Below are 21,189 nucleotides of genomic sequence, written 5' to 3' on the forward strand. Positions count from 1 at the left end.
CTACTCAAAGCGAGTAGCGTTTTTCATTTATGTATTTTCTGTTAGATTATGCTTTTCTTCTTGAAAAAGATAACCCCATCATTGCTAAACCTAAAATAGCAATTGTAGAAGGTTCTGGTACAGTAACTGAGCCAACATCAAGTGCTGAATACATGATGGTGCCACCTGCAGTTAAAAACTCACCAAAGCCATTACCAAAAAAAGTAACCGTAGTAAATTGAGACGAATCATCAATAGCACCAACGAAGAATGCATCACCAGCATTACCGCCTGCAGCCGTTGCAGGGTTATCGTTAACATTTGTAGCACTTGCTACTTTAATTGCTGTACCGCCATCAAAGCTGATAAATAACTCAGAAGTAAAACAGCATGTTGCCCAATCGCCTACTTCAAAGCCTAATGCATTCACTGCGCTGTCAAACGTAAAGGTTAAACCAGAACCTGCACCATTATCATTGTTATCTCGCGGGTCAATACCAATCATTTCACCTGTAGAGTTATCAACATTTGCACCATAAACACTTTCATATGATCCATCAGTGGTTGAAATCGTAAAATCACCCAAATCCCAAGAGTTTCCGCCACTTAATCCACTTAAATTAACTGAACTTACCGCGCTGCCTGCATTCGTCACAGTTGTTGTGAATTGATTTTGACCATTTGTGATCGTGTCATAATAATCTAGTATTGTCGCTTGAGATGCACCAGCTACTAGGCATAAAGAAAGAGAAAGAGTTTTGATTGCTTTATTAATCATTTTTTATTCCATTAAGTTAATTAAAAACATTTTGTTATTACAAACAAAAAGCAAATTAAATGCCAGCATGTATATAACCCATAAAAACAATAACTTAAGAATTTTAAATAACAAAAACATTACATAAGTGTAAAATATTTAGACACTTTTCCAAAGTTACTCTATTTAAGGTTGAATACACCCCTTAGTTAAAATTACAATCTACAACATAAGAACATATTGATAAGTTAATTAATGACCACAAACCCAAGCCTTGATTCACACACACCCATGATGCGTCAGTATCTGACAATAAAAGCTGAATTTCCGAACATTTTGGTTTTTTATCGTATGGGGGATTTTTACGAATTATTTTTTGATGATGCGAAAAAAGCCGCAGATTTACTTGATATATCCTTAACAGCTCGTGGTAAAGCTGGCGGCAATGCAATTCCAATGGCCGGTGTGCCCTACCATGCCGTAGAAAATTATTTAGCTAAACTCGTTAAACTTGGTGAATCTGTCGCTATATGTGAACAAGTAGGTGATCCCGCAACCAGTAAAGGCCCTGTAGAAAGAAAAGTTGTTCGCATTGTGACACCTGGAACTATTAGCGATGAAGCTTTATTGTCTGATCGCCAAGACAATTTACTCGTTTGTATTTTTCAACATAAAGAACACTTTGGCCTAGCATACTTAGATATGACCAGCGGGCGTTTTGTCATCTGTGAACCCCAATCTAACGAGCAACTGCAAGCTGAATTACAACGATTATCGCCTGCAGAGCTGTTATATCCGGAGTCTTTCGAGCATGAAGCTTTGATCCGAAGCTTTAAAGGAATAAGAAGACGCCCTGACTGGGAATTTGACCATCAAACATCCGTGGCATTATTGAACAAGCAATTTAACACTAAAGAATTAAAAGGCTTCGGAGTAGAAGCGTTTCCATTAGGCATAGCAGCCGCAGGTTGTTTGTTACAGTATGTGAAAGACACTCAGCGAACTGCTTTGCCGCATATACGTGCTATCAAAGCAGAATCGGCACAACAAGGTGTTATTTTAGATGCAGCCACACGCCGAAATTTAGAATTAACCCAGAATTTACAAGGTGGACAAGAAAATACTTTATCTTCAGTATTAGATGGCACAACCACCCCAATGGGTTCTAGATTACTAAAGCGTTGGTTGCATTTTCCGTTGCGCGATTTGCCTACGTTACAAGCGAGGCAGCATGCTACTTCAACATTAATTGAGCATGAATCATATGTAGACATTCAAGATTTATTAAAAAAAATGGGCGATGTTGAGCGAATTGTTGCCCGAATTGCATTAAGAACAGCTAGACCTCGTGACTTTGCAAGGCTCAAAAATGCATTACATATATTGCCAATGCTACAACCATTTACAGCTAATACCAAAAGTGAACTACTCACAACAGTTGCTAAAAATACGCAACCAATAAGTCACCTCAGCGATTTATTAACCACGGCTATCGTTGAGAACCCGCCTGTGTTAATAAGAGATGGTGGGGTAATCGCGCCTGGCTACAATCAAGAGCTAGATACCTTAAGGGATCTTAGCCAAGGGGCGAGTGAGTTTTTAGCCCAGCTAGAGCAAAGAGAGAAAGAGAAAACTGGCATTCAATCATTAAAAGTTGGTTACAATAAAGTACATGGCTTTTATATTGAAATTAGCCGCGCAAGCTCGAATGAAGTTCCGCCGGAGTATATTCGTAGACAAACATTAAAAAATAACGAGCGCTTTATCACCGAAGAATTGAAATCTCATGAAGAAAAAGTATTAAGTGCGCAAAGTAAGTTTTTAGCCTTAGAAAAAAAATTATATGAAGCGCTATTTGATCTCATACTGCCAAACATCGATTCTTTACAGTCTCTTGCTGACTCCTTAGCGACTTTGGATGTAATCGCTAACTTTGCTGAACGAGCAGAAACGTTACAATACTCACAACCAATATTACATGATGGCTCAGGCATACATATTGATAATGGCCGTCATCCCGTAGTCGAACAAATGACAGCAGATCCTTTCATTGCAAACCCTGTAGCACTGTCAGACAGCCGTAAAATGCTGATAATTACCGGCCCTAACATGGGCGGTAAATCAACTTATATGCGCCAAACTGCATTAATCGTTTTACTTGCTCATGTGGGTTGTTTTGTACCGGCAGATGCCGCTAAAATCAGCTTAGTTGATCGTATTTTTACCCGAATTGGTGCTTCTGATGATTTAGCAAGTGGTCGTTCTACCTTTATGGTTGAAATGACGGAAACGGCCAATATTCTGCATAATGCAAGCCAAAATAGTTTGGTATTACTCGATGAAATTGGTAGAGGTACTAGTACTTACGATGGTCTTTCACTCGCCTGGGCGTGTGCAGAAATGCTTGCTTTACGCACTAAAGCTTATACATTATTTGCCAGTCATTATTTTGAACTAACCTTACTCGCCGAACAAGTTCCAACCTTAGCCAATGTACATTTAGACGCTAAAGAGCACGATGACAACATTATTTTTATGCATGCCGTTCAAGAAGGTGCAGCAAGCAAAAGTTTTGGTTTACAAGTTGCTCAACTTGCTGGTGTGCCACATAGCGTGATCCAACGTGCAAAGCAAAAACTTAAAGAGTTAGAGACACAACAGCCAAGTGTTAACATTGACTTAAAAGCCCCTTACGAACAGTTACCACTCGTTGATATTGAGCACCCTGTTGTGAACACCTTAGAAAACACAGATATAGATAACTTAACACCAAAGCAGGCTTTAGATTTATTGTATGATTTAAAGCAAAAATTAGATTAAAAGTAGATTAAAAGGGTCAGGTACATTAAAAATGTAAGCGATCAAACATGAGTATATTTTTAATACATCGCCTTTTTAAAAGTAATCACCTAGGGCCTGTTGATCTTTCGAGATTAAATTTTGTTCGAACCCAAAGTGCAACGTTTATTAACAAGCAAAAAAAACCAGCCAATTGGCTGGTTTATCTAATTTGGCTTAATCCTTATTACGCTTGAAACAAAGCTTCAATTGATAAGTCTTGGCCGCTTAAAATATCGCGTAAACGTTTTAATGCTTCAACTTGAATTTGACGTACTCGTTCGCGAGTTAATCCAATTTCAACACCAACATCTTCTAAGGTTGCAGCTTCGTAGCCTAATAATCCAAAACGACGTGCGAGTACTTCTCGTTGTTTTGAATTTAACTCATTCAGCCAATGCACAATATTATTTTTAATATCATCTGTTTGTAAGTTGTTTTCCGGACCATTTGATTTTTCATCGGGTATAACATCTAACAATACTTTGTCTGACTCAGCGCCAAATGGGGTATCTACTGAGGCAATACGCTCATTCAAACGGAGCATTTTCGATACATCGGCAACCGGTACATCTAAAGCATGAGCAATATCTTCTGCGGTTGGTTCGTGATCGAGCTTTTGCACCAACTCACGGGCAGTTCTTAAATAGATATTAAGTTCTTTGACTACATGAATAGGTAAGCGAATAGTACGCGTTTGATTCATGATCGCTCGTTCAATTGTTTGACGTATCCACCACGTTGCATAGGTTGAAAATCTAAAGCCGCGTTCAGGATCAAACTTTTCAACAGCACGAATTAAGCCTAAATTCCCTTCTTCAATGAGATCTAATAGTGGTAAGCCACGATTGTTATAACGACGTGCAATTTTTACGACAAGACGCAGATTACTTTCAATCATACGTTTTCTTGAGGGCTCGTCACCTTTAAGGGCTAAACGAGAAAAATAAACTTCTTCCTCAGCAGTTAACAAGGGTGAAAAGCCAATTTCACCAAGATACAACTGTGTGGCATCTAAATTTGAAGGTACATCATCCTGTACTTTGTCTAATACTTCCTGTTCTGCTGCATTAACAGCGTTTTCGACAGTTTCACTTTTTAATTCTTTTTTTTTGCTCATGCTATAATCTCCCATCATTCGCAAAGCTGAATTACTTATAAAATACTCACGTCATCTCCAAATTATTATTTTAGTTTTTATCTTCTCGGCAAATACTTTAATGGATTTACTGGCTTACCACGGAAGCGAACTTCAAAATGAAGCATGACTCTTTCCGCGCCACTATCACCCATTTTCGCAATAACTTGACCTGCTTTAACAGTTTGCTGCTCCTTGACCAATATTTGATTGTTGTGAGCATAAGCGCTTAAGTAGTCATCATTATGTTTGACGATAACCAACTGGCCATATCCTCGCAACACATCACCGGCATATACTACCTTGCCATCAGCTGCTGCCTTCACAGAATCATTACGATTACCTGCGATGTCTATTCCTTTATTACCTTGTTTTCTCGTAGAAAACTTATTGATGAGCTTTCCACTTGCGGGCCATTTCCACGTTCTTATTTTTTGCGAAAATGTTCCTTGATTGTCAGATGGCTTTTTGTATGTTTTTTGCCCTCTTACATTTTTACCATACGCCTGCTTTTTATTTGATGCAACAGGTTTTTTTACAACTTTCTGCTGTTGTTTCTGTGTCGTTTTACTTGAAGGTTTATTTTTACTCGCCTTCACGGATTTTTTAGCTAAAAATATTTTTTGTCCAGGAAATATTTTAAACGGAGGAGAAATATCATTGTATGAAGCGAGTGTTCTAACATCTAAACCAGCACGCCAAGAAATAGAATATAACGTTTCTCCTTTCTTAACGATATATTCAGTGCCTGATAGGCTATTCCGCACTTGTTTACTTAATGGTACTTTAGCTTTCGCTTCTATTACGGGTGCCGGTGTTTGTCTTGATGAACAAGCAAATAAGGTCATTAACAGTAAGCAAACAACAATTCGATTAAGCACAAATCCCTCTTTAAAGTGAACTAAACGTTATTAACGAAGCGCGAAATAGGCGATAGCAATTAAGGCTACCAACAGCCAGCCAAGAATATCAACCCATTTCCTGAGTTTTTGTTCTACTTGCTCACCGCCAGCATATATAAGGCCTGCAACTAAAAAGAAACGCAAACCTCTGCCAATCGCTGAAACGAATAAAAACGGCAAAAATGCCATTTGTAAAAAACCAGCACTCACGGTAAAAACTTTGTATGGAACAGGAGAAAAACCGGCAATGAATACTACCCATACCCCCCACTCTTTAAACCAAAATACCGCTTGATCAAACGTTTCTTGCTTACCCCACTCAATGATTAAAGGTTGAATCCACGGCTCAAACATAAAATAGCCAAGCGCATAACCCGCAACGCCGCCCATCACAGACGCCACAGTTGTTAAAGAAGCATAAAACCAAGCTTTACGCCTTTTTGCAACAACCATTGGCGCTAATAGCACATCTGGCGGTATAGGAAAAAATACAGATTCTGCAAACGTTAGTACGGCGAGAATGACTGGCGCAAATTTGTGCTTAGCCCATTTTATTGTCCAATCATAGAGCGCGGTAAATATTTTCATTGTACCGCTCCTGGTACTAATGGAACGAAACGAACGGCTTCCACATGTTGTTCATTAAATTCATTACCTTGTCGCTTTATAATTTTTAGTATTTGTGTTTGTTCACCCACAGGTATAACTAAACGTCCGCCATCTGCTAGTTGCTCTAATAATGCTTGCGGTACTTCTGTTGGCGCAGCTGTAACAATGATAGCTTGAAAGGGTGCTTTGCTTTTCCAACCCTTCCAACCATCTCCATGCTTCATGGAAATGTTGTGAAAATCGATAGACTGTAATTTTCTTTTCGCTTGAAATTGCAAAGACTTAATACGCTCAACAGAATAAACATGTGGCGTTAATTGCGCTAAAATTGATGTTTGGTAACCTGATCCTGTGCCTATTTCTAAGATACTGTCAGGAGTGCCGTCAGCTAGAAGTAGTTCTGACATTTTTGCGACAATATATGGTTGAGAAATAGTTTGCCCTTGGCCTATCGGCAGCGCGGTATTGTCATATGCTTTATGTGCTAATATTTCTGGTATAAATATATGTCTAGGGCTACGAGCAATTGCTTGTAGCACTTGTGGATTTTTTATCCCCTCGGATTGTAACTTCTGCGCCAGCAACTCACCACTACGCGTGGATTTTCCACCCACTCGATGTCTTACTCTGACATTCATTTTATTATTCTCTTAATTGAAATTCATTAATCCATTCAGTCATAATTGACATACTTTTATAAGCTGTCATATCAACTGTTAACGGTGTTACCGATGCAAATCCTTTACTGACCGCATTAAAATCTGTACCTTCTCCGGCATCAAGTTCTGCACCTAATGCTCCGTACCAATAAATGTCGCGTTGCCAAGGGTCTTTACTCACTTTCATAGTTTCAGCTTTGTGACGATGACCTAAACGTGTGACTTTAATACCTTTAACTTCTGTTAACGGGACATCTGGTACATTTAAATTAATAATTTGATCAGCAGGTAGTGGATGTTGTCTCAACCGCTGTATAAACTTTGCGGCAACAACAGCGGCTGTCTCAAAATGTTTTTCGTCTTTGCCTGCTAGTGATACTGCTACAGCTGGCATACCCATATGCCGCCCTTCGGTGGCTGCTGCAACCGTACCAGAATAAAGCGTATCATCACCTAAGTTAGCCCCATGATTAATGCCGGCTACAACTAAATCAGGTGCAGGGTCCATCAGTTGACTGATCCCTAAATGCACTGAATCGGTAGGTGTACCGTTAACAGAATAAAAACCATTATCCAGTTTTTGCGCTCTTAACGGATTAATTAAGGTAAGTGAGTTACTCGCACCACTACAGTTGCGATCAGGAGCAACAACAGTGACTTCTGCAATCTTTTTTAACTCTTGATATAACGCCTTAATGCCTTGAGCATTAACACCGTCATCATTGCTTAATAATATTCTCATTATTTACTACTCTATCTAACGGTTAAATCTTGGTAACACAAAAGTTCACGTAATACTGAAGTAGCAAAGCATCCTGCATCAAGCGAAAAAGTAAGTACTGCGTGTTTTTTCTCAGTGTCCACTTGAATATGGCAATCACGTGGCATTAACCTGATTCGTCGACGCTCTTGTTTTAAGCCATGCTTTATTAAGCCATGGCATAAATCTTCATGTAACGCCGCTATTTTTTGTTCCTGTGCTGCTATTGTTGCAACACTAAATAATTCACCCTTTCCCCACATTGCCGCAGTTAGGTCAACATCACCTTGAGCTAAACGTTGCTTAAGATCGGGGGTAACTTCATCAACCTTAAACACTGATTGTGTGCCCGACAACATTAACGCATCACCAACTTGTAGGTGATCGAACTGCTCATGTTCTATACGCGATGAAACAAGGTGATTAAAAATAAATGAACGTGCAGCTGATAAATATATCCCCCGCATTTTTTTATTTTTCACTTTCTTTCCAGAGAACAGTTCACGCGCTTTATTGACGTTTTCACCGTCAATGCCAAAGCGTTGCTCACCAAAATAATTTGGCACACCAAAATGATTTATCGCCTGCCAACGCTGCTGCAACTTAACAATATCGCTGATATTTCTCAACGTTATTTCAAAATGATTACCACTCAGTGCCCCTATACGTAGCTTTTTATTATGACGCTGAAACGATAATATCTCTACGCCATTAATCACCAATTCATCAAGGTTGTCTATTGCTTTACCAGGTAGGTGTACACCAAACCATTGCTCAGTCACTGCAAATCGATCTTTTAATCCAGCATAAGTGACTAAGCTTTCCTTAACGTTAAAGAAGCTCGCAAGCTGTTTGGCAACAAACGTGGTATTGAGCCCTGTTTTTCTAAGATGAATAAGTAAATGCTCGCCTTCACCTGAGGGTAAAAAAGGTAATGTTTCGAAAACTTTAAAGTCTTCACGCTGTGTACGTAAATCACCTGTTATTTCTGGTTTGCCAAAAAGGTATCGCCATTGGCTCATCAAATTATTGCTCATTAGACACCAATAACACGACAGCATGAACAGCAATACCATGTTCTTCTCCAACAAAACCAAGTTTCTCGGTCGTGGTTGCCTTGACATTAACTTGATTGATAGCACAGTTCATATCAATGGATAGAATTTCGCGCATATCGGTTAAGTGAGGCGCCATTTTCGGTGCTTGCGCTACAATTGTGATATCTGCATTACCTAATTTAAAGCCATGCTCATTCATTAAGCCTACTACGTGACGTAATAAAATTCTGCTATCAATGTTTTCATATTGATTGTCAGTGTCTGGAAAGTGGTTACCAATATCAGCTAAGCACAACGCACCTAATATCGCATCACAAAGGGCATGTATAGCAACATCTCCATCAGAATGAGCAAGAAAGCCCTGATGATAAGGAATTTTCACCCCAGCCATCACAATAGGCCCTTTACCACCAAATTTGTGTACATCAAAGCCATGTCCTATTCGCATGAGTAGTCCTGTTGTTTTAATAAAATAAATTCTGCCATTGCTAGGTCATCCGGTTGAGTAATTTTAATATTATCCGCTCTTCCTTGTACTAATAAACTCGATTCGCCGGCCAGTTCAATCGCTGATGCTTCGTCTGTGACGGTTTCACCGTCGATGAGCGCTTGTTCAATGGCATTTTTTAATAACTTTGCAGGATACATTTGCGGCGTTAATGCATGCCATAAATGTTCGCGTGCTACCGTTTTTTTAACGAAAGCGGTTTTGTCTTCAACATAGCTTCTTTTCATCGTGTCTCTAACAGGTATTGCTAATAGCCCACCCGTTTGCTGTAAAAGACATTGTTCAATCAGCAGATCAATGTCTTGATGTGTGATACAAGGTCTAGCAGCGTCATGTACAATAACCCAGTCAACGGTTTGATCTTCAATGGCACATAGCCCATTCAGTACAGAATCAACTCGCTCTTTGCCACCATTAGCAACTCTTACTTTTGGGTGTTCTGCTAATCGTGTTGAAGCAAAGTATTGATCGGACTTACTCACCGAGATAACAATTGATATGATACTAGGATGGCTAGCAAGCTTGTCTACGGTATGTTGTAAAATGGTCTTATTAGCTATCGATAAATACTGCTTAGGACAATTAGTTTGCATGCGCTTACCAACACCAGCTGCAGGAATCACAGCAACAATTTTAGGAATTTTAGGCATTCTAACTGCTAGCCTTTATTGGGTTTGTTAGTAATAATGCGAAAAAACGTTTCATCTTGCTTTATCATGCCTAGTTCGTTTCGTGCACGTTCTTCTATGGCTTCAACACCCGACTTTAAATCATCGGTATCAGCATAAAGCAGTTTATTACGCTTTCTTAATTTATCATTATCAGCTTGTTGTCTGGCAATTTCATCTTCTAGAGCAAGGTAATCAGGCACACTGTTTTTACCGAGCCAAAGTCGATATTGCAGCATAATTAAAAATATAAGCAAAATGCCTGAGATAAAACGCATCAATTGAAAACAACCTTTAAAAAGATAGCATTATTATAAATGCGATTAACCTGCTGTAAACATGCAAGCACGAATTCAAGGCTTAATTGTTAGGGTTTGCTTGAAATTACGCCAATTTATTGCACATGACAGTAACAATTCTCTTAATGTTGGCATTGTTGGTATTGTCTTTTGATCATTTAACCAAGTATGCCCTGTACAGGCAGCTGTCATCACTTTTTTATTGGGTTTTAATAATTTTATCGGTTGAGACTGTGGTCCATCAAGTGTAAACCAACCAAAGGTATTGGTTCGAAACCTTTGGTTTTCCATATCGATACGATCAATTGAATCAAGCATTATACGAGACTTATCAGCCACAGGAACCACTAAACCATGCGTTAAGGGCGCAGATAAATACCATTGATTAACTTCATCAGTCTCTTGCCCTGCAAGAGGGGGGTGGATAGATTGTTTTGCAGACCAACTGGCATTTTGAATATCTAACGTAAGCGGTGTTTTCGTTTGTAGCATACTCGATGCAGTACGCTTTACATAATAAGAGAGGCTTTTTAAGCGTCCTTGAATCGCGCTTGCTGAGTCTAACTGCATTCTAGATAGCGAAGTAATTTCTCGCTCATATAAGGCACAGCAAAGCTCAGCAAAGTCTGCTGACTGTGATTCATCTTGCCATAAAGATACTTGCTCAGTCATAAGCTAAAATTATTACTCTACACCCTATTTTGTTCACACTTTAAGCATACTTGATTGTTAGTGAAAGATAAATTGCTACTTTAGCGAATGTCTGTATCTGTTTTTAATCGCTTCACTTTAAAATCTCGTTTACACTAGCTTTAAAATTACTTTGCTTTATCTTTTGAAATACAAGGGAATAATCATGCTTTTTCAAGAACCCAGTAATAATTCAGCAGCAACGGGGAATGGGCTAGATCCAAGCCAATTACTGCAAAACGAAATTGACTTAATAACCCAAGCTTACCAAGTAACCGTTGAGTTTTTTACCACTTACACCTTTCAATTAATTGGCGCTGTTATCATTTTTATTATTGGCTATATATTAGCGGGGAAAATTGCTAATGCTGTATTAAAGTTATGTCAAAAACACCAATTAGACATCACGCTTAGTCAATTTTTATCAAACACAGCAAAGATGCTGATTGTCATTATGATTGCCATCGTGGCTTTAGCAAAACTTGGCATTAGTGTTACGCCATTCATTGCTGCTATCGGTGCCATTTCATTGGGTGCAGGTTTAGCACTTCAAGGCTTACTGTCAAACTATGCGGCTGGGTTTAATATTATTTTAATTCGACCATTTGTTGTCGGCGACACAATTACGGTGCAAGGGGTAACAGGTGTGGTTAAAGAAGTATTACTTGCTTATACCATTATTGCCGATAAAGATAACGTAAAGATTACCATTCCTAATAAGCATATCGTTGGCGAGATATTACACAATTCTAAAGATGATTCTTTATTGGATCTTACTGTTGGGATTGCCTATAAAGAGGATCCAATATCCACTATCACTTTATTAGAAAATGTCATCGAAAATTTAGATATTTCAGGTGGTACTAAAGCGACTCAAATAGGTATTGAAGCATTTGGCGATAGCTCAATTGATATTGCTTTACGTATTTGGACACCAACAGAGTATTTATATGAAAACAAGTTCAAAGCGTATAAAGCCATTTATTTAGCGCTACAAGAAGCGAATATAGAAATTCCCTTTCCACAACGCGACGTTCATCTTATCCAAAAATAAAGTTGAACAGATGCTTTTAATAGACCAAAAAAAACCACGTTACTGAGCAATCAATAACGTGGTTTTTAATAAACCTTTAAACCTATGGCTTTTTCTATCATTCAGCCTAAGGGTACATAACCTGAGCTCAGGTTACATAGCAAAAGATTACTGACCTTTTACTTCAGATAAACCGTTAAATATTGCTTTATCACCTAAATACTCTTCAATTCGTAATAGTTGGTTGTACTTAGACACACGGTCGGAACGACATAACGAACCTGTTTTAATTTGACCGGCTGCAGTACCAACTGCTAAATCAGCAATGGTTGCATCTTCAGTTTCACCACTACGATGTGAAATAACAGCAGTAAAACCAGCGTCTTTTGCCATTTTAATAGCCGCTAAAGTTTCCGTTAACGAACCTATTTGGTTAAACTTGATCAAAATTGAATTACCAATGCCTTGCTCAATACCACGGGCTAATATTTTAGTATTGGTAACGAATAAGTCATCACCAACGATTTGTACTTTATCACCAAGTAATTTGGTTTGGTAAGCAAAGCCGTCCCAGTCTGATTCGTCTAAACCGTCTTCAATAGATACAATAGGATATTGTTCACACAGTGTTGCTAAGAAATCAGAGAATTCATTAGCAGAAAATTGTTTGCCTTCACCTTTAAGATCATAAATGCCTTTATCAGCGTCATAAAATTCTGATGCTGCACAGTCCATCGCTAGCGTAACATCTTTACCTAGTTCATAGCCTGCCGCTTCAGTTGCTTCTTTTATAACAGCTAATGCATCAGCATTAGACTCTAAATTAGGTGCAAAACCGCCTTCATCACCAACGGCTGTGCTCATGCCCTTAGCAGATAACACTTTTTTTAATGCATGAAATATTTCAGCGCCAACTCGAAGTGCTTCTGTAAAGCTTTTAGCAGCAACTGGCTGTATCATAAACTCTTGAATATCAACGTTATTATCTGCATGCTCACCACCATTTAAAATATTCATCATAGGTAAAGGTAATGAATATTGACCAGATGTACCGTTTAAGTCTGCAATATGTTCAAACAATTGTACTTTCTTTTCCATTGCTGCTGCTTTTGCATTAGCAAGCGATACGGCTAAAATAGCATTCGCCCCAAATTTTTCTTTATTTTCAGTGCCGTCTAAATCGATCATCGTTTGATCTATTTCAGCTTGCGCCAATGCACTTTTACCAATCAGTGCAGGAGCAATACTCTCATTGACTGCTGCAACCGCTTTCAATACTCCTTTACCCAAGTAACGTGATTTGTCACCATCACGCAACTCAAGTGCTTCACGTGAACCTGTAGACGCTCCAGAAGGCGCTGCAGCGCGTCCCCAAGCACCTGATGCTAAAAACACATCTGCTTCTACGGTAGGGTTACCACGTGAATCCATTATTTCGCGTGCAATCACTTTACTGATATTTGACATTGTTTTTCCTCTGACTCATTGTTCATGACAGCCTATGAACAAGCTAATTATAAATAATGTACTTACATCGACAAAAGTAAACGTAAGTGTTAAAAAAACAAAACCGCAGCAAGAGCCACGGTTTTAAAAAGATTATGCTTTATTTGATTTGTTTTTACGGTACTCGTAAGCAGCCGCAATAAAGCTCTCAAATAGCGGATGTCCATCTCGAGGCGTTGAATTAAACTCCGGATGAAATTGTCCTGCAATAAACCAAGGGTGATCTGGAATTTCTATCACCTCAACCAAACTCTTATCGGTAGATAACCCAGAAAAAACCAAACCAGCCTTGCCGATTTTATCTCTGTAGTTATTATTTACCTCATAACGGTGACGGTGTCTTTCATAAATTGTTTCACTGCCATATACGTCGCATACCTTGGTACCTTTCAGTAAGTGGCACAATTGTGACCCTAGACGCATCGTACCGCCTAAATCTGAGTTTTCATCACGGTATTCCATTTGGCCTTCTTCATCTAACCATTCATTGATTAAACCCACAACAGGATATGGCGTAGCTTGATTAAACTCAGTACTGTGCGCATCTTCCATGCCCACTACATTTCGAGCAAATTCAATTAAGGCCACTTGCATACCTAAACAAATACCTAAGTAAGGTACTTTATTTTCACGGGCGTATTGTGCGGCAAGTATTTTCCCTTCAACGCCACGTTCACCAAACCCGCCAGGTACTAAAATTGCGTGTAAATCATCTAACTGTTGAGTACCTTTTGATTCAATATTCTGAGAATCGATATATTGAATTTTAACATTCAGTTGATTCTTTAAACCTGCATGTTTTAAAGCTTCATTCACTGATTTATAGGCATCAGGTAACTCGATATATTTACCTACCATGCCAACTCTAATTTCGCTGATAGAATTCGCTTCTTGATACAGTACTTTTTCCCACTCAGATAAATCGGCTTCCGGCGCGTCTATACCAAAACGTTTCGTTACTAATTCATCAGCTCCTTGTTCTTTTAAGATAGCTGGTATTTTATAAATTGAGTCTACATCACGCATCGCGATAACCGCACGCTCTGCTACATTACAAAATAATGCGATTTTTTCACGTTCATTTGCCGGTATTGCATTTTCACTACGACAGACCAATAAATCTGGGAAAATACCAATAGAGCGAAGCTCTTTTACAGAGTGTTGCGTAGGTTTAGTTTTAATTTCACCTGAGGCAGCTAAGTAAGGAACAAGGGTTAAATGCATGAACATTGCACGTTCACGCCCTAGTTCAGTGCCAAGCTGACGAATTGCTTCTAAAAATGGTTGTGACTCAATATCACCAACCGTACCGCCAATTTCAACCATCGCAATGTCAGCACCTTCAGCGCCTTCAATCACTCTACGTTTAATATCATTGGTAATGTGTGGAACTACCTGAATAGTTGCACCTAAATACTCACCTCTACGCTCGCGCGCAAGTACATCTTGATAGATGCGCCCTTGAGTAAAGTTATTCCGTTTTGTCATTTTGGTACGAATAAAGCGCTCGTAATGACCTAAATCTAAGTCAGTTTCAGCACCATCTTCTGTAACAAAGACTTCACCATGTTGAATGGGGCTCATTGTCCCTGGGTCAACATTAATATATGGATCTAACTTTAACATCGTAACTTTCAAGCCACGTGCCTCAAGAATTGCCGCAAGAGATGCTGCCGCAATACCTTTACCAAGAGACGATACAACGCCACCGGTTACGAAAATATATCTAGTTGTCATGCGTTACCCAGAATCAGGAAAATTAGAAAAATTTGCGTTTTTGTGTGTTGAATCAGCAAGAAAGTGCTACGAAATATTGCGCTAATGCCGCCTCAACAAGACGGGAGAGCATTATACGCATTTCGCTGATTAACAACAACACAAACTTATCATCAATCTATATAAAATAGTCGATAATTTTAGAAACGAAAACTTGCAGTGATGCTCGAAAACGATATCATCCATATATTCTTCCCGTTTGCAGAGCCTCTATATGAATTCCGATCGTTGTCAGCACGTTTTCACCGCTATTGATAAAATCAACCGCCAAGATCCAAATAAGCTCACCATCAATCAAGAAAGTATTGCTAAAGAGTTAGTTTACGGTCACCAAATGACTGCTTGTTTGAATAAGTACTGGCCAAATGCCAGTGAATGTTTACAAATAGCGGTACGTGCGCAACATGTAAAACGTTGGCATATAGCACGCTCCGAATATCCTACAGGTAAACAAGGCTATCTTACTTGGCGAAAAGAGTTAGGGAAAATGCACGCTGATATAGCCAAAAAGATTATGCTAGAACATGGTTATAATGAGCAAGAAGCTGAACACACCGCTAAAATTATTAGAAAAGAAAAGTTAAAACGAGATCAAGACAGCCAAACACTCGAAGATGTTGCATGTTTGGTGTTTTTACAACATTACTTTGCACCGTTTGCTGAAAAACATAGCGATGAAAAAGTAATTTCTATCTTGCAAAAAACATGGAGAAAAATGTCCGACAAGAGCCATGAAATAGCCTTGAAATTGACGTTACCTGAACACTTAGCAGCATTAGTAAACAAAGCACTTAGCTAAACTGTTACTCAGTATTGGTAGTACGCCTCTCTATAAATAGGCTGAAAGCCAAAACATACCGAAGCATAAACTAGGAATGATCAAATAATACCAATTTAATTAAATTGGTATTTACTTTAATGGATGATTACCCTCTGCTATCGGCAACTTACATATGAAAATGAATGGTCCTGCAATTAATGCTACCACTAGAATTTTCAACCAAATATTGTCCATGACATACACAGACCAGCTGGCTGCAAATACAATTGAAACCAAAGCAACGACCTTACCTCTTTTAGGGATACTCTTAGATTGTTGCCAGTGGTAAATTAATGGACCAAATACTTTATTAGCCAGTAACATGTTATAAAGACGAGGCGACGATTTTGCAAAACACGCCGCGGCCACCAACAAAAATGGCGTGGTAGGTAAAAGAGGTAACACTGCGCCAAGGGCTGCGAGTGAGACAAACAATATGCCAATAACTTTTAACAACAATAGAGCATCCTTGTGTTCAATTTTGCTCTTACAGTATAGCAAAAAATATTATTGACGTTTCATATTCACATAGTATTTGATTTTTCTTCTAGTGAGGCTGCATAAGGTAGCCCTTCTGAACAGGGCTATCACTTTAGTCGCGGTTTTTTAACGGTAATTGCTTACCATCTAATGTGCCACGCCACTTTTTATCGCCATCTACAATTAACACTTCGCCATATTGACCACGCTTGATGCTTGAATCAATTGCAATAACTCTACCTTGATGTTTTGTCAGCACTTCTTTCTGTGAAGTGTGACCAACAACTAGGTGTTCCACATCAAAATGCTTAAGCAATAAATCAATTTCAGCAGATGTTGCACCATTATCTTTTAATAAACCTCGATACCAAATAGGCCCTTTAGATTTATGCATGAACTGACCTAAGTCATCTCTAGGCCCAGTAATTTCTCGTTCTACTAAATTTTCTTTAAAGCTTTTATTGATCATTGCTAGAGTAAGCTTTTGTTCAACTAATTCAGGATGAAAGCCACCATGAGCAAACAACATATTGTTTATTTTTACTAATACAGGCTTACTTCTTAACCAGTCGCCAAGCACAGAACCTTTATCGAACAATAACTCAAATGGTGTTTCAAGTATTCTGGCAACGTCAATGTATTTAGGGTGTAAATAACGCAAGTTTCCATTAAGTACCATTACTTCATGGTTACCTAATAATAAATGCACATAACCACCTGCAGCTTTTGCTTGTTGTTCAAGCTGATAAACAAACCATAATATTTCAGTCACTTTGGCACCACGATCAAAAATATCGCCGGTGATCACAAAATGTCCTTTACCTAATGCCCAATTGCCATCACGATCAATAACACCATTACTTTGGAGTAAACGCTTCATGATCGCATATTGACCATGAAAATCACTTGTTGCTACAACACGTTGTTTGGTGTTGTAAATAAGTGTTGTTTTTTCAATAAAATCAATATTCGACAACGTTACAGGGTAACCACAGTGATCAATTTGCATGCGTGCAATAAATGATAATCCTTGATAGCGTTTTGCTTGACTGTTAATAACACACTCAACAGAAAGCTCACCCTTTTGTTTTTTGATATAAGGCCCATCAGAAACAACCATCGATTGCTCATCACCTTTTGCATAACTTAAAGCACTCGCTCCAAGTAACCCAATCAGTAGCCATTTACCGATATTAGACATATTCATACCTATAACTCTTAAATAAAAAACACATCCCTGTGCTGCATTTAGCAATAACGTCCATATCGCTTGATTTCACGTCCTTGTGAAAATGATTCGTCCAGAGAGAATTTATAAGCTGATTAAAACTTCACTTCTGCGCCAGCATATATGAATCGTCCTTTTCCGCCGCCGTAAGAGCTGTCATAGTTGCCTTTACCACCTAAGATAAATGGTCCATTGTTATCAAATACGTTGTTAACACCACCAAATAGGCGTAATTCTGCACCATTGCTTAAATCAGTGCTGTAAGAAACAGACACGTCATTACGTACATATGATGGTAAGAATAACTGGTATGGTTTTTCTGGGTTATCAACACATACACTTGAATCTTCAGCACATGCCGCATAATACTCAGTGATCACGCCACCATTACCTTCTGCATCAAGTGGTTCGTAGTAGTCATCATAACGCGACTTACTTGAAACAACATCGCTCTTATACTTCATGCTCCAACGTACACGCCAGCTATCTTTGTACCAAGTTACAGAAGCACTTGCCGCATCTTGGAAGACGTCAGCAGATAATGAACCTGTGTAATCTGTTGTGTATTGACCGTCAGGAGATGTTTTTGTTTCTTGATAACTTATTACATGAGTCCAATCGGCTTTAATTTTAACATTACCATATTCATTTAAGTCAAAACGATATTCCGCAGCAACATCATAACCACTGGTACTGATTTCATCTTGGTTATAAAGACGTTGCATAACACCGGTAATTTGCCCATCACTAGGGTCACGTTCAACATCATTACAGAACGGGTTATCGTTACCAAAAGGTTCTGATGAATCAAAGCAGAATTCGATAATATCTTCATTGCCAAAAGAGGTGATCGCATCTTCAATTGAAATGTCATAATAATCAATCGCCATTCTAAAACCATCTAAGAATGCCGGCGCCATGGTAATACCAAGTGTGACGGTTTCCGCCGTTTCTTCAAACAAGTCGGCATTACCCACATTAGGTGAATAACCGCTATTCTCATCTTCAAATTCGCCTTCAGCAGCAATTTCAGCAGCAATACCTGGAATTTGTCGACAATTCGCATGGCCAGGATCTGTAGACGTAGCAGTAACTCCATCACAAATATCGTCAAACGAATCGTAATCACCACGCGGAGGTGACATTGCTTCAGTAATGGTAGGAGCACGTTGCGCACGAGCCCAGTTTGCACGAACCGCATAACCTTCAATAGGCTCCCATACAAGGCCAGCTTTGTAACTTTGTACAAGATCAATATTATCCAGGTCGTATTCGGCTAAACGAACAGATACTTCAGCACTTAAGTTTTTAGCACCTTCAACATCTTTTAGTAACGGAAATGCCGCTTCTGCAAATACTTCAGCCACACTTAAATCACCTTTAAAGTCAGGTACATAGTTAAATGTAACGCCACCTTCAGGTACATTAGTACTAACATCCTGTGTATCTTTTCGATATTCAAAACCAAAAACCGAAGACACCATACCTGCTGGCATTTCAAATAAATCGCCCGCCATATAACCTAAAACATTAAACTGCTCAATCTTAGTGTTGATACCTGGATTAGCACGAATATAGTCAGCCGCTTCATCCGAAATAGCGCCTTCACCAAACATGTTTAACGGCACACAGCCTTCACCGCGAGCAGTCGCGTCAACACATTGATAACCGCCATTACCGTCACTTTCTACATCTAAGGCATTACGCACATTAGCGACATATAGTTCATTGAATCTACGTTGGTTTTGTTCGAACTTACCAAAACCTACGGATAAATCCCAATCCCAATCGCCATCTAACATGGTACCTTGTAAACCGGCCCATGAACGAATCGTTCGACGAGTATTATCGGTAACAATGTTACCTACTTCAGCAAAATTTCTGTCCCATTTAACACCTCGTGAACTTGCTTGATCACGAATTTCTTCTGGCATAAATGGGTTATTTTTAGGAATACGACCGATACAATCAGCACCAAACTCACCTGTAGAGATATCATGCGTCACAATAGAGTCACATTCATCTTCACTTTCAGGTGCTTTATCATTGATTGAACGATTATAGCTATATTGTAACTGACCGTAGAACATCGTATCGTCAGTTAGATCATAATCAACTTTTACTGCCGCAGACGCTTTTTCATCTGGTACTCGAAGCATCACAAATTGGTTAGTATTGATGCCATAACGCTCTTCATGCCAATCATCACGTAAGCCGTTTTGATCATACCAAAAGCCAGCATCTGGACGCGTACTACTTTCTTCATCAAAAACACCGCCAGGGATAGAATCACTTAAACTACGCCAATCAGCTTTAGTGATATCACGCATACATTGATCGCCAGATTCGGTCTGCATCAAGTTACACATTAGTTCATCATCGTAATCCCAAGAATCTTGCTGTTGCGCACGGCTGCGATCTTCAAAATCTAAACCAAATTCACGGTCATAACTTGTTGCAAGGAAAATGCTACCGCGGCCATCAGCGATATCAGTACCAAAATCCATGTCTAAACCGTATTCACGTGCGCCGCCATCCGTTGATTCACCGCCACGTGCTTTAAATGAGAAACCTTCAGCATCTTTTTTGGTAATAATGTTTACCACACCTGCGATAGCGTCTGAACCATACGCAGCTGATGCACCACCGGTGATAACTTCTACACGATCTACCATACCTGAAGGAATAGTGCTTAAGCTGACATAGTTACCGCTATAACTGTTAGACACAACACGACGACCATCAATTAACGTTAAGGTACGATTCGTACCTAATTCACGTAAGTCAATCGTTGAAAGACCGGTATTTTGCACACTTGATTGAGAGTTACTGTTACTTGTACCTTCCGATAACTGAGGAAGTTCATCAATTAAGATATCTGATAGAGAACCGATACCTGTATCTTCAATGGCTTCTCTGTCCATTGTCGCTAATGGTGTAGCTACACTAAAACTATCGCGTCTTAAACGTGAACCAGTAACGGTAATTTTTTCAGGCTTTTCTTCTTTTACCTGTTTTTCTGATGAACTTTGAGCAGAAGCAGACTGTGCCTCTACTTCGGCAAGCAACTGGTTTTCATCTGCTGAAGCAGTACCAGAGATAGCAACAACAGAGCTAAACATAGCTGACTGTATCGCGACCGATATGCGTGTTTTTTTCATGACATTTCCCTTATTTTTTATGTGACTTTCTTTGTATACTGCCAACATCCTTGCACCACTTAGTACATAAAAAATGTGACAGCAATGATAAGCAACGACTTTTATTATTTTTGCTTTAGCTACTTATTTACGTAAGTGTAGGTAATGGCACAATCGGCTGAGCGTCTTTTCTATCTCTATTTAACATCTATTTTTATTTTCCCCTTTAAAATCAAACCTTAACAAACAACATCAACATCAATACTTTTTTATATAAATGTAAAATAGTTACACTTTTAAGACGAGTTTATATTGTATGTGTTGTGAGTAATCGCTATTAT

General features: G+C 39.0%; 19 protein-coding genes. 3 read left to right on the forward strand and 16 right to left on the reverse strand.

All coding sequences use genetic code 11. The features are described from left to right. Nucleotides 1-46: 46 nt before the first annotated feature. A complete protein-coding gene (locus QUE72_RS13510; RefSeq protein ID WP_074496017.1) occupies nt 47-757 on the reverse strand; it encodes a PEP-CTERM sorting domain-containing protein in 711 nt (236 codons plus the stop codon). Nucleotides 758-991: 234 nt separating this feature from the next. Here QUE72_RS13510 and mutS point away from each other — a divergent pair, with 234 nt between their 5' ends. Further along, the gene (gene mutS, locus QUE72_RS13515; protein ID WP_286269545.1) at nt 992-3,556 is read left to right on the forward strand and encodes a DNA mismatch repair protein MutS; all 2,565 of its coding nucleotides are present in this window, start codon (nt 992-994) and stop codon (nt 3,554-3,556) included. A 205-nt stretch (nt 3,557-3,761) separates the two neighbouring features. On the opposite strand, the gene rpoS is transcribed toward mutS, so the two are convergent. From rpoS to QUE72_RS13565, 10 genes are all read right to left on the reverse strand, one after another. Continuing rightward, nucleotides 3,762-4,694 carry an RNA polymerase sigma factor RpoS gene (gene rpoS, locus QUE72_RS13520; RefSeq protein WP_175573061.1) on the reverse strand — a complete coding sequence of 311 codons (933 nt, stop codon included), beginning with the start codon at nt 4,692-4,694 and terminating at the stop codon, nt 3,762-3,764. A gap of 77 nt (nt 4,695-4,771) precedes the next feature. Further along, nucleotides 4,772-5,593 (reverse strand): peptidoglycan DD-metalloendopeptidase family protein, encoded by an 822-nt coding sequence (locus QUE72_RS13525; RefSeq protein ID WP_286269547.1) that lies wholly within the window; start codon nt 5,591-5,593, stop codon nt 4,772-4,774. 30 nt (nt 5,594-5,623) lie between these two features. Further along, nucleotides 5,624-6,202, reverse strand: a complete 579-nt coding sequence (locus QUE72_RS13530; protein ID WP_074496024.1) for a YqaA family protein — start codon at nt 6,200-6,202, stop codon at nt 5,624-5,626. Next, on the reverse strand, nt 6,199-6,861 hold the full coding sequence (locus QUE72_RS13535) for a protein-L-isoaspartate(D-aspartate) O-methyltransferase (RefSeq protein ID WP_074496026.1): 663 nt from the start codon (nt 6,859-6,861) through the stop codon (nt 6,199-6,201). The genes QUE72_RS13530 and QUE72_RS13535 overlap by 4 nt, the downstream gene beginning before the upstream one ends. A gap of 4 nt (nt 6,862-6,865) precedes the next feature. Continuing rightward, nucleotides 6,866-7,624, reverse strand: coding sequence for a 5'/3'-nucleotidase SurE (gene surE, locus QUE72_RS13540; RefSeq protein ID WP_074496028.1), 759 nt, complete (start codon nt 7,622-7,624; stop codon nt 6,866-6,868). Between the two features lie 11 nt (nt 7,625-7,635). Continuing rightward, a complete protein-coding gene (truD, locus tag QUE72_RS13545; RefSeq protein WP_286269552.1) occupies nt 7,636-8,679 on the reverse strand; it encodes a tRNA pseudouridine(13) synthase TruD in 1,044 nt (347 codons plus the stop codon). Beyond that, a complete protein-coding gene (ispF, locus tag QUE72_RS13550) occupies nt 8,669-9,148 on the reverse strand; it encodes a 2-C-methyl-D-erythritol 2,4-cyclodiphosphate synthase (RefSeq protein WP_074496030.1) in 480 nt (159 codons plus the stop codon). Before ispF ends, truD begins: the two co-directional genes overlap by 11 nt. Then, nucleotides 9,139-9,858, reverse strand: a complete 720-nt coding sequence (gene ispD, locus QUE72_RS13555) for a 2-C-methyl-D-erythritol 4-phosphate cytidylyltransferase (protein WP_286269553.1) — start codon at nt 9,856-9,858, stop codon at nt 9,139-9,141. The genes ispF and ispD overlap by 10 nt, the downstream gene beginning before the upstream one ends. Before the next feature lie 8 nt (nt 9,859-9,866). Then, nucleotides 9,867-10,154 (reverse strand): cell division protein FtsB, encoded by a 288-nt coding sequence (gene ftsB / locus QUE72_RS13560; protein WP_074496035.1) that lies wholly within the window; start codon nt 10,152-10,154, stop codon nt 9,867-9,869. A 75-nt stretch (nt 10,155-10,229) separates the two neighbouring features. Continuing rightward, nucleotides 10,230-10,847 carry a hypothetical protein gene (locus tag QUE72_RS13565; RefSeq protein WP_286269555.1) on the reverse strand — a complete coding sequence of 206 codons (618 nt, stop codon included), beginning with the start codon at nt 10,845-10,847 and terminating at the stop codon, nt 10,230-10,232. Between the two features lie 184 nt (nt 10,848-11,031). Here QUE72_RS13565 and QUE72_RS13570 point away from each other — a divergent pair, with 184 nt between their 5' ends. Next, nucleotides 11,032-11,919 carry a mechanosensitive ion channel family protein gene (locus QUE72_RS13570; protein WP_286269556.1) on the forward strand — a complete coding sequence of 296 codons (888 nt, stop codon included), beginning with the start codon at nt 11,032-11,034 and terminating at the stop codon, nt 11,917-11,919. Between the two features lie 147 nt (nt 11,920-12,066). Here QUE72_RS13570 and eno read toward each other — a convergent pair whose 3' ends face one another. After that, nucleotides 12,067-13,365, reverse strand: coding sequence for a phosphopyruvate hydratase (gene eno, locus QUE72_RS13575; RefSeq protein WP_074496041.1), 1,299 nt, complete (start codon nt 13,363-13,365; stop codon nt 12,067-12,069). 132 nt (nt 13,366-13,497) lie between these two features. Then, on the reverse strand, nt 13,498-15,141 hold the full coding sequence (locus QUE72_RS13580) for a CTP synthase (protein WP_074496043.1): 1,644 nt from the start codon (nt 15,139-15,141) through the stop codon (nt 13,498-13,500). 253 nt (nt 15,142-15,394) lie between these two features. Here QUE72_RS13580 and QUE72_RS13585 point away from each other — a divergent pair, with 253 nt between their 5' ends. Beyond that, nucleotides 15,395-15,979 (forward strand): DUF4202 domain-containing protein, encoded by a 585-nt coding sequence (locus QUE72_RS13585; protein ID WP_286269558.1) that lies wholly within the window; start codon nt 15,395-15,397, stop codon nt 15,977-15,979. 111 nt (nt 15,980-16,090) lie between these two features. On the opposite strand, the gene QUE72_RS13590 is transcribed toward QUE72_RS13585, so the two are convergent. The 3 genes from QUE72_RS13590 to QUE72_RS13600 all read right to left on the reverse strand — a co-directional run bounded on the left by QUE72_RS13590 (nt 16,091) and on the right by QUE72_RS13600 (nt 20,869). Next, nucleotides 16,091-16,459: a YbaN family protein gene (locus QUE72_RS13590; protein ID WP_254849507.1), complete on the reverse strand. Its 369-nt coding sequence runs from the start codon at nt 16,457-16,459 to the stop codon at nt 16,091-16,093. Nucleotides 16,460-16,592: 133 nt separating this feature from the next. Beyond that, nucleotides 16,593-17,681, reverse strand: coding sequence for a metallophosphoesterase (locus QUE72_RS13595; RefSeq protein WP_286269562.1), 1,089 nt, complete (start codon nt 17,679-17,681; stop codon nt 16,593-16,595). A gap of 122 nt (nt 17,682-17,803) precedes the next feature. Beyond that, on the reverse strand, nt 17,804-20,869 hold the full coding sequence (locus QUE72_RS13600; RefSeq protein WP_286269564.1) for a TonB-dependent receptor plug domain-containing protein: 3,066 nt from the start codon (nt 20,867-20,869) through the stop codon (nt 17,804-17,806). Nucleotides 20,870-21,189: the final 320 nt, after the last annotated feature.

The sequence above is a fragment of the Thalassotalea hakodatensis genome (genome assembly GCF_030295995.1).
Lineage (GTDB): Bacteria > Pseudomonadota > Gammaproteobacteria > Enterobacterales > Alteromonadaceae > Thalassotalea_C > Thalassotalea_C hakodatensis.

Bases quoted from the DNA above. Each gene is read 5' to 3' on its own strand.
- QUE72_RS13510 (WP_074496017.1), bottom strand. From the start codon at position 757: ATGATTAATAAAGCAATCAAAACTCTTTCTCTTTCTTTATGCCTAGTA.
- mutS (WP_286269545.1), top strand. From the start codon at position 992: ATGACCACAAACCCAAGCCTTGATTCACACACACCCATGATGCGTCAG.
- rpoS (WP_175573061.1), bottom strand. From the start codon at position 4,694: ATGAGCAAAAAAAAAGAATTAAAAAGTGAAACTGTCGAAAACGCTGTT.
- QUE72_RS13530 (WP_074496024.1), bottom strand. From the start codon at position 6,202: ATGAAAATATTTACCGCGCTCTATGATTGGACAATAAAATGGGCTAAG.
- QUE72_RS13535 (WP_074496026.1), bottom strand. From the start codon at position 6,861: ATGAATGTCAGAGTAAGACATCGAGTGGGTGGAAAATCCACGCGTAGT.
- surE (WP_074496028.1), bottom strand. From the start codon at position 7,624: ATGAGAATATTATTAAGCAATGATGACGGTGTTAATGCTCAAGGCATT.
- truD (WP_286269552.1), bottom strand. From the start codon at position 8,679: ATGAGCAATAATTTGATGAGCCAATGGCGATACCTTTTTGGCAAACCA.
- ispF (WP_074496030.1), bottom strand. From the start codon at position 9,148: ATGCGAATAGGACATGGCTTTGATGTACACAAATTTGGTGGTAAAGGG.
- ispD (WP_286269553.1), bottom strand. From the start codon at position 9,858: ATGCCTAAAATTCCTAAAATTGTTGCTGTGATTCCTGCAGCTGGTGTT.
- ftsB (WP_074496035.1), bottom strand. From the start codon at position 10,154: ATGCGTTTTATCTCAGGCATTTTGCTTATATTTTTAATTATGCTGCAA.
- QUE72_RS13565 (WP_286269555.1), bottom strand. From the start codon at position 10,847: ATGACTGAGCAAGTATCTTTATGGCAAGATGAATCACAGTCAGCAGAC.
- QUE72_RS13570 (WP_286269556.1), top strand. From the start codon at position 11,032: ATGCTTTTTCAAGAACCCAGTAATAATTCAGCAGCAACGGGGAATGGG.
- eno (WP_074496041.1), bottom strand. From the start codon at position 13,365: ATGTCAAATATCAGTAAAGTGATTGCACGCGAAATAATGGATTCACGT.
- QUE72_RS13580 (WP_074496043.1), bottom strand. From the start codon at position 15,141: ATGACAACTAGATATATTTTCGTAACCGGTGGCGTTGTATCGTCTCTT.
- QUE72_RS13585 (WP_286269558.1), top strand. From the start codon at position 15,395: ATGAATTCCGATCGTTGTCAGCACGTTTTCACCGCTATTGATAAAATC.
- QUE72_RS13595 (WP_286269562.1), bottom strand. From the start codon at position 17,681: ATGTCTAATATCGGTAAATGGCTACTGATTGGGTTACTTGGAGCGAGT.
- QUE72_RS13600 (WP_286269564.1), bottom strand. From the start codon at position 20,869: ATGAAAAAAACACGCATATCGGTCGCGATACAGTCAGCTATGTTTAGC.